General features: G+C 71.3%; 9 protein-coding genes. 5 read left to right on the forward strand and 4 right to left on the reverse strand.

The window, feature by feature from the left end; translation table 11 throughout:
- Positions 1-12: 12 nt before the first annotated feature.
- Positions 13-1,227, forward strand: a complete 1,215-nt coding sequence (gene rocD, locus O5O46_RS03130) for an ornithine--oxo-acid transaminase (protein ID WP_269853626.1) — start codon at positions 13-15, stop codon at positions 1,225-1,227.
- Between the two features lie 138 nt (positions 1,228-1,365).
- Here rocD and O5O46_RS03135 read toward each other — a convergent pair whose 3' ends face one another.
- Complete coding sequence (locus O5O46_RS03135; protein WP_269853627.1) at positions 1,366-3,660, reverse strand: FUSC family protein; 2,295 nt, start codon at positions 3,658-3,660, stop codon at positions 1,366-1,368.
- A 214-nt stretch (positions 3,661-3,874) separates the two neighbouring features.
- On the opposite strand from O5O46_RS03135, the gene O5O46_RS03140 reads away from it, so the two are divergent.
- From O5O46_RS03140 to O5O46_RS03150, 3 genes are all read left to right on the forward strand, one after another.
- Positions 3,875-4,753, forward strand: coding sequence for a hypothetical protein (locus tag O5O46_RS03140; RefSeq protein ID WP_269853628.1), 879 nt, complete (start codon positions 3,875-3,877; stop codon positions 4,751-4,753).
- Between the two features lie 301 nt (positions 4,754-5,054).
- Positions 5,055-5,900: a papain-like cysteine protease family protein gene (locus O5O46_RS03145; RefSeq protein ID WP_269853629.1), complete on the forward strand. Its 846-nt coding sequence runs from the start codon at positions 5,055-5,057 to the stop codon at positions 5,898-5,900.
- Between the two features lie 13 nt (positions 5,901-5,913).
- The gene (locus tag O5O46_RS03150; protein WP_269853630.1) at positions 5,914-6,771 is read left to right on the forward strand and encodes a hypothetical protein; all 858 of its coding nucleotides are present in this window, start codon (positions 5,914-5,916) and stop codon (positions 6,769-6,771) included.
- A 66-nt stretch (positions 6,772-6,837) separates the two neighbouring features.
- On the opposite strand, the gene O5O46_RS03155 is transcribed toward O5O46_RS03150, so the two are convergent.
- Positions 6,838-7,326 carry a carboxymuconolactone decarboxylase family protein gene (locus O5O46_RS03155; protein ID WP_269853631.1) on the reverse strand — a complete coding sequence of 163 codons (489 nt, stop codon included), beginning with the start codon at positions 7,324-7,326 and terminating at the stop codon, positions 6,838-6,840.
- Positions 7,327-7,481: 155 nt separating this feature from the next.
- On the opposite strand from O5O46_RS03155, the gene pdxR reads away from it, so the two are divergent.
- Positions 7,482-8,855, forward strand: a complete 1,374-nt coding sequence (pdxR, locus tag O5O46_RS03160; RefSeq protein ID WP_269853632.1) for a MocR-like pyridoxine biosynthesis transcription factor PdxR — start codon at positions 7,482-7,484, stop codon at positions 8,853-8,855.
- Between the two features lie 46 nt (positions 8,856-8,901).
- Here the strand turns inward: pdxR and O5O46_RS03165 are convergent, their stop codons facing one another.
- Positions 8,902-9,864 (reverse strand): ABC transporter substrate-binding protein, encoded by a 963-nt coding sequence (locus O5O46_RS03165; RefSeq protein WP_269853633.1) that lies wholly within the window; start codon positions 9,862-9,864, stop codon positions 8,902-8,904.
- An 8-nt stretch (positions 9,865-9,872) separates the two neighbouring features.
- Positions 9,873-11,825, reverse strand: coding sequence for an ABC transporter permease (locus tag O5O46_RS03170; protein ID WP_443072382.1), 1,953 nt, complete (start codon positions 11,823-11,825; stop codon positions 9,873-9,875).
- Between the last annotated feature and the right edge of the window lie 5 nt (positions 11,826-11,830).

Raw genomic sequence — 11,830 nt, forward strand, 5'->3', positions numbered from 1 at the left:
AGAGGAGCCCGTATGACCACGCACGCCACTTCCGCGGAGCTGATCCGGGAAGCCGACGCGCGCAGCGCGCACAACTACCACCCGTTGCCCGTCGTCGTCGCGACAGCGGAAGGCGCCTGGATGACGGATGTCGAGGGCCGTCGCTACCTGGACATGCTCGCCGGGTACTCGGCGCTCAACTTCGGCCACCGCAACCAGCGGTTGATCGACGCGGCCAAGGCTCAGTTGGACCGCGTCACCCTCACCTCCCGCGCGTTCCACCACGACCAGTTCGCCGCGTTCTGTACGGAGTTGGCGGACCTGTGCGGCATGGAGATGGTCCTGCCGATGAACACCGGCGCCGAGGCCGTGGAGACCGCGGTCAAGACCGCCCGCAAGTGGGGCTACCGGGTCAAGGGCGTGCCCGACGGCCAGGCCAAGATCGTGGTCGCCGGCGACAACTTCCACGGCCGGACCACCACCATCATCAGCTTCTCCACCGACGAGGAGGCCTGCCGGGACTACGGCCCCTACACCCCCGGCTTCGAGATCGTGCCGTACGGCGACGCGGCCGCGATCGACGCGGCGGTGGACGAGCGCACGGTCGCCGTACTGCTGGAGCCGATCCAGGGCGAGGCCGGGGTGCTGGTGCCGCCGTCCGGCTACCTCGCCGAGGTACGGCGGATCACCGAGCGGCGCGGCACGCTGTTCATCGCCGACGAGATCCAGTCGGGCCTCGGTCGGACCGGCCGCACCTTCGCCTGCGAACACGAGGGCGTCGTACCGGACATGTACGTCCTGGGCAAGGCGCTCGGCGGCGGTGTGGTGCCGGTCTCCGCCGTGGTGTCGTCGAGCGCGGTGCTCGGCGTGTACCGGCCGGGCGAGCACGGTTCGACGTTCGGCGGCAACCCGCTGGCCTGCGCGGTGGCCCTGGAGGTCATCGCGATGCTGCGGACCGGTGAATTCCAGCAGCGCGCCGCCGAGTTGGGCGCCCATCTCCACCGGGAGCTGGGCGCGCTGGTGGGCGGCGGCGCCGTGCAGGCGGTACGCGGCCGGGGCCTGTGGGCCGGAGTGGACATCGCGCCCGGGCACGGCTCGGGCCGGGACGTGTCGGAGGCGCTGATGGAGCGCGGGGTGCTGGTCAAGGACACGCACGGCGCCACGATCCGCATCGCCCCGCCGCTGGTGATCTCCAAGGAGGACCTGGACTGGGGCCTGGAGCAGCTGCGCACGGTGCTCGACGTGTAGCGCCGCTCCGGCGGATCCTGGCCCGCCGCGACCGTCTCGGCGGCGCCGCGCCAGGGGAGTTGCTCAGGTCGCTTGTGGACTTCGGGACTTGGGGACTTGCCCCTGCTAGAAGACCCGCCGCAACCACGGCACCCGTGGTCAGGATCCGCTCGGGAGGGTCTGAACCGCCTTGCCTCCCCGGTCGCGGGTCTCGGCCACCGGAACGCCCAGCGGCCGGGCCAGGCCGACCACGCCCTCGTGCAGCCGTTGCAGATGCCGCAGCACCCGGAACGTCACGGAACCGGGCTTCGGCCCGACCGCCTCCGGCCCCTCCAGCATGGAGGCCACGCTCGCGCCGGACTCGACCTCGCTGGTGGCGTTCTCGTCCTCCAGGTGCTCGATGAGCACGTCGATGTTGCGCCGGATGCGCCGACCGGCCCGCTCAAGCCGCGGGTCGGCGGCGATCCGGGTGCTGCTGGGTACGAGTTCGGCGGTGGCCGCCAGACTGCGCGCGTGGTACGCGCAGGTCTCCAGCAGTGCCACCAGATAGCGCGCGGTACGGCGGCGCACCCGCAGCGGGGTGATCGGGTGCGTCAACGGCCGGGTGGAGCGCCGCAGGTTGTCCAGCGCGCTGTCCAACTCCCGTGCCAGGTCCAGCAGATCGGCCGCCGGACCGCCGCTGAGCTGCTCGACCGCGGCCGAGCTGACCTCACCGAGCTTGTCGAGCACCTCCCGCAACTGCCGGTCGGTGTGGTGGTGCGTGCGTACCGGCAGGACGAACAGCGCGGCGATGATGCCGCACGCGGCGCCCAACGCGGTCTCCTCGATGCGCAGTTCCAGCACGGCGATGCTGTAGGTGCTCAGCAGCGTGTAGAGCAGGCCGAGCATCGCGGTGAGGAAGAACGACATCAGCACGTACGACAGCGGCGCGGTGAAGAACGCGCCGAACACACAGAGCAGTACGAGGGCGAACGCCGTCCAGGTGTGGTGGCCGACCAGTCCGGCGAGCACCACACCGGCGATCACGCCGATGACCGTGCCCAGCAGCCGCCGGTAGCCCTTCACCAGGATCTCGCCGGTCGAGGAGGTGTTGAGGAAGACCACCCAGCAGGTCAGCACCGCCCAGTACCAGCGCTGGCTGGACAGCAGTTCGCCGCCGGCGATGGCCAGCGCCGAGCCGACACCGACCTGGAAGGCCGCCCGGGTGGTGGGCCGTTGCAGCCCGGCCAGCGTCTCCTCGGGCTCCTCCTCCCGGACGATCGCCACGTCCTCGGCGTCGAACTCCTCGCGGGAACGGGTCGTCTCCGGGCTGTCGTCCGTCTCGTCCTGCGGGCCGTCCAGTGCCAGCCGTAGGCCCAGCACCGCGCGCGCGGCCTCACCGACGCCGCGGAACGCGTCCTGTACGGCGAGCGAGGCGCGCGGCAGGTTCTCGTCCTCCCGGTAGTCCAGCAGGCGGTTGCGGATCACGGCGAGGCCGGTGCCGCGGTCGTTCGGGGCGATGCGGGTGATCAGCAGGTGCAGTCCGGCGAGGTCGCGGCGGAGCCGCCGGGTCGTCTCGTCCTCCACCGGAGCCTTCGCCGGGGCGTCCAGCGCGGGGGCGTCCGGCAGGTGCAGGGTGAGGGTGTCGGCGCTGTCGAAGTGCCGGGCCTTGAGCAGCAGTACGCCGAGGCGCTCGGCGGCGATCTCGGCGTCGGCGACGCGGCGTTGCAGCAGCGCGGCGGAGGTGGCGTCGCGGGTGCCGTCCTCCAGCCGCCCCTGGATCATCAGCGCGCACTCGTGCAGGCGGGCCGTCTGCCGCCGCAGGTCGTCAATCGCCTTGTCCAGCTTGTCCGGTGAGGTCTCCCCCACCAACGCCATCTGTGCTTCCACCACTTGGGCCAGACGCGCCCTGAACGCCCTGCGCAGCCGCTGCAACGTGGACTCGGGCGTGGCCCGTACCAGGACGAACCGCGCCACCGCCGCGCAGCAGAACGCGGCGAACAGCGTTCCGTACAGCTGCGGCAGCGTGGCGACGCGGGCGTGCACGAACAGCGAGACGAAGTAGACCTGGAAGCCGATGAGGCCGAGCGAGGTGCCGCGGTCGCCGAACCGGCGTACGTAGACCGCGGCGAAGATCAACGCCACGAAGAACAGGTCGCCGATGATGACGTAACGATTCAGCAGGGCGCCGAGGGACATCGCGGCGAACGCGGTGGGCAGGCCCCAGGCGAGGGTGACCGCCTGGTCCCTGGGCAGCGGCTCGCTGATCGCGAACGTCGCGACCATGGCCGCCATCGCGCCCGCGACGAGCAGGCTCACCGGGATCTGGAACGCGGCCAGCACCGCGAGGGTCAGCACGATGGACGCGACGGTGCGGAGTCCGGCCATCAGCCGGATCAGCCCCGGGTCGGACGCGACGAACCGGTCCCACACCTCGTCCCACGCCTGCCGTACCCGTTGAAGTGCTTCTGCCATTCCGCCCTCCGCGCGAAGCCCGCCTCGCGCGGACCGCCGACCAGCGATGATCTATCGCGTACAGCTTCCCACGGCTACCCCCGCAGCTGCGGAAATATCCTTCCGGTAACGGCGGCCTGACGACCGGGCCCGCCGCGGCGGCGGGAGGTGGCGGTGCCGTCACCGTGGCAGGCGCCGCCCGGCAGGCCCTCGGGCGCCGCGTAGAGTCCAGTGCGTGGTTCTGGGATTGTTGTGTGCGCTGGGGGCGGCGGTCTGCTTCGGCACCGCCTCCGTTTTTCAGGCTGTCGCGGCGCGGCGGGCCGCTACCGGGGAGGACTCCGCGGGGGTGGACCCCCGCCTGCTGGTGCGCGCGTTGCGGCAGTGGTGGTACGTGGTCGGGCTGGCGTTGGACGGCGCGGGGTTCGGACTGGAGCTGGTCGCCCTCCGTACCGTGCCGATCTACGCGGTCGGTGCCGCGCTGGCGGCAAGCCTCGCGGTGACCGCGGTGGTCGCCTCCCGGCTGCTCAGGGCACGCCTCGGCAAGGCCGAGTGGGGCGCCGTAGCCACCGTCTGCCTGGGCCTCGGCCTGCTGGCCGCCGCCTCCGGCGCGGAAGGGCACAGCTCCGGCAGCCCGGAACTGCGCTGGGGCGTGCTCGGCGCGGCGGCGCTCGTACTGCTGGCGGGCCTGGCCGCCGGATGGCTGCCGGAACGCGTGCGGGCCGCCGCACTCGGCCTCGGCGCGGGCTTCGGCTTCGGCGTGGTGACCGTGGCGGTGCGGCTGGTGCCGGACTTCGACATCATGGACATGCTCACGAACCCTGCGACCTACGCGGTGCTGCTCGGCGGAGCCTCGGCGTTCATGCTGCTGACCACCGCGCTCCAGCGCGGTTCCGTGACGGTCGCGACGGCGGGCATGGTGATCGGCGAGACGATCGGCCCGGCGCTGGTCGGCGTGCTCGCCCTGGGCGACCGCACCCGGGCGGGCCTGGGCGGCCTGGCCGTGGCGGGCTACGCGCTCGCCGTGCTCGGCGCGCTCGCACTGGCCCGCTTCGGCGAAGGCGGCGCGGAACCAGCGGCCGATACGTCGGCGACGAAGGTCGGCGCGGAATCCTGAGACGGCCCGTCGAGCACTACCGCCAGTAACCAACAGACAGAACACAGACAACGTCCGCGGTCGCGGCCCCGAATCCCCTGGCCTGGGGTTCGGGGCCGCGACTGCGTTCGTCACAGCCTGCGACTACTCCCCTTCATTTCACGGATATTGACGGAGAGTCATTGCCTCGCGGTGTTCGGGTGCTGTAGTAATTCCCCGCGCGGGGCGGCGAGTTGGTCCGCCCGGCACAGGTACGCGTCGCACGCCGTTTCCTGCCGTTTGGCGTGCGCGTGTCTTCCCCCACGCCCGAAAGAGTCCTTCCATGCACGCTTCCCGCTTCTCCCTGCCGGGCAGAGCATTGGCGGCGGTCGCGGCATCCGCGCTCGCCGCCGTACTTCTGCTCAGCGGCGGCGGCCGCGCCCAGGCCGATTCCCCGACCGGTACCGTCGTCGGCGGCCAGGGCAATTACCGCACCATCAACGAACGCCAGGCGCCGCGCCTTTCCGCGCAGATAGTCGGTCAGGCCACCGTGGGCGGCACCGTCTCCATGACCTGCCAGGTACAGGGCGACACGGTGGAGAACGACGCCCGCTGGATCTGGTCCGCACCGGGATCCTTCTACATAGCCGACGCGTTCATCTCGGAGAACACCGACAGCCTGCCCGTCTGCTCGTCGCGGCCCGACGTGCGGGTCACCCTGAACATCGCGATGCAGAAGCAGGTCCAGGACGAGTGGTGCTGGGACGCCTCCGGCCTGACCATCGCGGACTACTGGGGCTACACCCAGTACAGCCAGAACGACTTCTGCCGCCTGGCCGCCCAGAACGGCAACCTCAGTTGCGATGACCAGCCGGCGACGCTGGACGACATGGCCAACGCCTGGTCCAACATGGGTTTCACCAGCACCGGTTACGACCTCTACCGCAGTGCCTCCTTCTCCGAAACCGGCAAGGAGATAACCAGCGGACGGCCGTTCGCCGTCCGTATCGGCTGGCGTTCCGGCGGTGGCCACATGAACGTCGTCTACGGATACGACCCGTCGTCGCAAATGATCGCGGTCGGCGATCCCTGGCCGTCCACCCAGACCTACACGTGGTGGAACTACAACGACTACGTGAGCAACTCGTCGTTCCAGTGGACTCATTCCCGTGTCGGGATCTACAGCTAAAGGCGGGCGGCAAATGCGCAACAGCGACGGTAGTAGAAGAAGAATTCCACGACTGGCCCGCGAGCTGTCCCTCGGTTCACTCTCCGTGACGGCGCTTCTGCTCGCCGTATGCCCCCAGGCCCAGGCCGCCGACGGCCCCGCGGGCGTTCCGAACTACCAGGGCGCGCGCCAGGTGTTGCGGTCGGCGCGGGTGCACGACACCGTCTCCCGGTTCCTCAGCGCCACGGCGAACGTCGGCGCCGACGGCGGCCAGCAGGACGCGCCGATGAACGCGGGAGCGCGCGACAACCAGCAGACGTTCAGCGTCAACGACCCGGTCGCGCTGTACGAGATCACGCCCGGCTTCGTCACCGGGAAGGCCCGCCCGACCGCGGCGGGTGCGCTGCGGCTGTCGTATCTGGCCGCACTGGTGCGCGGGGCGGGCGGTCACCAGGCCACCGTGCTGCTGTCCGCCGGGCCCAGGGGCACCGCCTGGCAACTGGCCGGAGTGCGGGACGGCGGCGGTGACATCGGCTACGCCGACCAGGCCACGGCGGACTCAACGGTCTTCACGGAGCCGCAGATCCACGCCTGGTACCGCCTCAAGGGCGGCATTGTCCAACCGCTCAACCAGGAGGCGGTCGCCGCCTTCGGCGGCAAGCGGACGATGTCGCTCGGCGCGTACCAGCAGCTGGTGCACGGCCGGTACGCCGACAAGCTGCCGGGGTCGGCCTACGACCGCAAGGGCCTCGCCGGGGGCTACGGCCTCGCCGCCCCGGCGCGTCCTTCCACGGGTCCGGATCCGGCGCTGCTGGGCGGCTCGGGCGCGGCCCTGGCACTGGTGGCGGTGGGCGGCACCGTCGCCGTACGCAGGCGGACCCGGTCCGCCTGACACCCGGCGTGCCCATGTCCCGCCACGGCGCGGCGGGGCATGGCCCCCGCCGCCGTGGGGGCCGGGCTACGCGTGGCGGTGGGCCGGCGACAGGCGGGACGCCACACCGATGCGGTTCCAGGCGTTGATGACGATGGCCATGCCCATCACCCGGCTCAGCTCCTGCTCGTCGAAGACCTTCGCCGCCTCGTCGTAGACCTCGTCGGGGACGCCGTGCTCGCCCAGGTGGGTGACGGCCTCCGTCAGCGCCAGAGCGGCGCGCTCGCGGGCGGTGAAGAACGGCGTCTCCCGCCAGACCTGCACGCCGAACACCTTCTGCTCCGACATCCCCTGGCTCCGCGCGTCACGGGTGTGCATGTCGAGGCAGTAAGCACAGCCGTTCAGCTGCGAGGCGCGGATCTTGATCAGTTCCCTGATGTCCGGGTCGAGCCCGTCCGACGCGGCGCGGTCGAGCGCGACCATCGCCTTGTAGAAGTCGGGCATGAGCTTCGCCAGCGCGATCCGCTGGGTGGGGGCCGGGACCAGGGCTTCTGCGGGGTTCACCGTTGTCGTCATGACATCCACCGTAGGTGCGCACTGGTACGCACGCATGGTCCACTTGTGATGTGTTTGAACGGGCCATTCAACCGCACGGTTCTGACCGGTGTGGCAGGCAGCATGACAGCGGTACGAGCGATTCAGACCCCTCTGGTCATGGACTTGACCTGCATTTGGAACTTCGCTCTGGCGGTGGGCTGCGCAGCGGCCTGGAATCCGCGCTGCGCAACGCGGTACGCGACGGACGCCTCGCGCCGGGCACCAGACTGCCCTCGTCCAGAGCCCTCGCCCGGGACCTCGGCCTGGCCCGCAACACCGTCGCCGACGCGTACGGACAGCTGGTCGCCGAAGGGTGGTTGACGGCGCGCCAGGGCTCCGGGACCCGGGTGGCGCCGGGCGCCCGCCCGCAGAAGCCGGTGTCGACGTCGGTCGCGCTGGCGTTCCCGGGGCTGGCCGCCGGTGACCACCTGCCGTACGACCTGCGGCCCGGCTCGCCCGACCTGTCGTCCTTCCCGCGCACCGCGTGGGTCGCCGCCACCCGGCAGGCGATGGCCAAGGCGCCGCACGACGCCTTCGGCTACACCGATCCGCGCGGCCGGGTGGAACTGCGGGAGGCGCTCGCGGAGTACCTCTCCCGGGTGCGGGGGGTACGGGCGAACCCGGACCTGATCCTGGTCTGCACGGGCTATGTGCAGGCCATCGGCCTGCTGGGCAGGGCGCTCACGGAACTCGGCGGGCGGCGGATCGCCGTGGAGGCGCTGGGGTTCCCCGACACCCGCACCGTGCTGCGGGAGTCCGGTCTCGCCACCGTGGAACTGCCGGTGGACGAGTACGGCGCCGATGTCGGCACGCTGTCCTCGCTGGCCGCGGAGGCGGTGCTGCTGACGCCCGCGCACCAGTTCCCCTCCGGCGTGGCGCTCTCGCCGGAGCGCCGTACGGCGGCGGTGGCGTGGGCGCATGCCAGCGGGGGCGTGGTGGTCGAGGACGACTACGACGGGGAGTTCCGGTACGACCGGCAGCCGGTCGGAGCGCTCCAGGGGCTTGATCCGGCCAATGTCGTGTATGCGGGGACCGCGAGCAAGAGCCTGGCGCCGGGGGTTCGGCTGGCGTGGCTGGTGTTGCCCCAGCGGCTCATGGAGCCACTGGTACGGCAGAAGCGGCTCGCCGACCGGCAGTCACCGGTCGTCGATCAGTTGACGTTGGCGGAGCTGATCGCCGGCGGCGCGTACGACCGGCATGTGCGGCGGATGCGGTCGCGGTACCGGCTGCGGCGGGACCGCCTCGTCACCGCGCTGGCGGCGCGGGCGCCCGGGGTACGGGTCTCCGGCATCGCTGCCGGACTGCACGCGGTCATCGAACTGCCTGACGGCTACCCGCCGGAGGCGGACCTCATCAAGCGCGCGGCGCAACTGGGCCTGGCGGTGACGGGCATGCGGATGTACGGCGCGACGGGCCAGCGCCCCGCGCTGGTCGTGGGATACGGCACCCCGCCGGAACACGCCTTCGCCGGCGCGCTCGACGCCCTCTGCGCCACGCTGGCGCCGTAGTTTCCGCCCGCCCACCCGCGGCAAACGGGTGGGCGGGCGGGAAGAACTACTTGGGCAGCCAGGCCCGCCAGACGTCCGGATGGGCGTCAACCCACCGCTTCGCCGCCGCCTCCGGCGACAGCTTCTGCTCCGCGATCATCTGCGACACCTCGTTCTGCTCGTCCTTCGTCCAGTGGAAGTTCTTCAGGAACTGAGCAGCCTTCCCCCCGTGCTTGGCGAAGTTCGCGTTCAGGTACTTCTGCAACGGAGTCGTGGGGTAGGCGCAGTCGATGTCCGCTGGCGCCTTGGCGCCACAGGCGTCCGTGTACGGCGGGAGTTTCACCTCCACCATCGGCACTTCGTTGAACAGCCACTGCGGCGTGTACCAGTACGTCAGGAACGGCTTCCTGTCCTTGGCGAACTGCTTGATCTGGGTGATCTGCGCCGCCTCGGAACCGGCGAACACCGGCTGGTAGTTGAGATGGAGGTTCTTCACCAGCGCCTTGTCGTTGGTGACGTAGGACGGCGAACCGTCAAGCAACTGCCCCTTGTTGCCGCTCTCCGCGGTCCGCATCAGATCCGCGTACTTGTTGAGGTTCCGCCAGTCGAGGATGTCCGGATACTCGTCGGCGAGATACTTCGGCACCCACCAGCCGATGTGCCCGGTGACCCCCTCGCCCCCGGCGGAGACGATGGTCTTCTTCTCCTGGACGTACCGCTTCTCCTGGTCGGGGTGCCCCCAGTCCTCCAGGAGCGCGTCCACGCGGTCCTGGCTGAGCGCGTCCCACGCGGGCACCTCGTCTACCTGGACGGTGTCCACCCGGTACCCCAGCTCGTGCTCCAGCAGGTACTGGGCGACCGCCACGTTGGCCTGCGAGCCCACCCACGACTGCACGGACAGGGTCACCGTCTTCGCACCGGAGGCGTTCGCGTACGGCGAGGTCTGCTTGGTCATGTCGGCCGCACCGCAGCCCGTGGCGGTGACCAGCACGCCACCCGCGAGCAGCGCGCCCAGCAACTTCCTACGCATGATCACCATCACCGTCCCTTCGCGGAGGCGACCGGCTGCGTCACCCGGTCCAACATCAGCCCGAGGCACACGATCGCCGTACCGCCGATCAACCCGGTCGCCAGATCGCCCTGGGCGAGCCCGAAGACCACGTTGTAGCCGAGCGCACCGCCGCCGATCATGCCCGCGATGACGACCACCGCCAGTACCAGCACCACGCCCTGGTTGACCGCGAGCAGCAACGCGGGCCGGGCGAGCGGCAGTTGCACCTGTCGCACCTGCTGGCCCCCGGTCGCGCCCAGCGACCGCGCGGCCTCCATCGCCCCGGGGTCCACCTGCCGCAGGCCCTGCGTGGTGATCCGCACGACCGCCGGTACCGCGTACGCCACGGCCGCCGCCGCGCCCGCGGCCCGGCCCGCGCCGAACAGCGCGACGACCGGGATCAGGTAGACGAACTGCGGCATGGTCTGGAAGACGTCCAGCACCGGCCGGAGCAGCGCTTCGAACCGACGGCTGCGCGCCGCCGCGATGCCGATGGCGATGCCGACGACGAGCGTCACCGCCAGCGCGGCCAGCACCTGCGAGAGGGTGTCCAGCGAGACGCTCCACACCCCGAGCACGCCGATCGCCGCCATCGCCAGCACGGCGGTGAGCGCCGTGCGCCAGGTACCGATCAGCCAGGCCAGCGCGCCCACGACCAGCAGCACCGACCACCACGGCAGACCCTGAAGGCCGTCGCGCAGCGGGTCGAGGACCCAGGTGGTGAACCCGGCCGCCCAGTCGGCGGTCCCGCCGATCACCGGAACGCCGGTGTTGAGGTGCCCGGTGATCCAGCCGACGACGCTGTTGACCGGTGCCGCGATGCTGACCGTCCAACTCCCCGGCCAGGAAGCCGAGTCAAGCAACCGTCCCACGAGCGCGCACCCGGCGATCGCCGCGGCGAGCACGCTCCACACGACCCAGCCGCGCCCGAACCGCTCGCGATCGGATCCGATCCGCGCCCCGGCGGCCGCCGTCGTACGGTCGAGCACGACGGCGAGCAGCACGATCGGGATGCCCGCGGCCAGCGCGTTGCCGACGTCGACGGTGGACAGCGCCTGGTAGACGCGGTCGCCGAGGCCGCCCGCGCCGATCACCGAGGCGATCACGGCCATCGACAGCGCCATCATGATCGTCTGGTTGACGCCCAGCAGCAGCTGCCCCCGGGCCAGCGGCAGCCGCGCGGTCAGCAGCCGCTGCCGCCCGGTCGCCCCGAGCGAGGTGACCGCCTCCAGCACGCCGGAGTCGGCGCCGCGCAGCCCGAGCGCGGTGAGCCGGGCCATCGGCGGGGCCGCGTAGACCACGGTGGCCAGCACCGCGGGCGGCACGCCGATGCCGAAGACCCAGACGAACGGCAGCAGATAGGCGAAGGCGGGGAGCACCTGCATGGTGTCCAGCACCGGCCGCAGCACCCGGAACATCCGGTCCGACAGCCCGGCGGCAAGACCGAGCAGCGCGCCCACGGCGACCGAGGCGAGCACGGCCACCACCATCAGCGCCAGCGTCTGCATGGTCGGCACCCACATGCCGAGCGCCCCGCAGGCCAGCAGCGAGACCAGGGCGGTGAGCGCGACCCGCCGCCCGGCGAACCGCCAGGCCAGCAGCGTCGCCGCGGCGGTCACCCCGGTCCAGCCGAGGGCCAGCAACAGGAGGTAGACACCGCGTACGGCGTAGCCCACGCCGTAGCTGACGTAGCCGAAGAAGTAGAGGAAGACCGGGCTGCTGTCCCGGTTGTCGATGATCCAGTTGCTGGCCTTGCCCAGCGAACCCGACGGGTCGACGGTCAGCGCGGCGGGCCAACTGCCGCTGCCCCAGCGCGAGTTCACCAGCGGCACCACGACCGCCGCGACAACGGCGAGCAGCACCAGCTTGGCGAGCCCACGCCGCCGTGCCACCAACTCCCGGACGGAACCGCCGACGGGCTTGGCCGCGGCCGTACTCACAGCAC

The organism is Streptomyces sp. RPT161 (genome assembly GCF_027533845.1).
Lineage (GTDB): Bacteria > Actinomycetota > Actinomycetes > Streptomycetales > Streptomycetaceae > Streptantibioticus_A > Streptantibioticus_A silvisoli_A.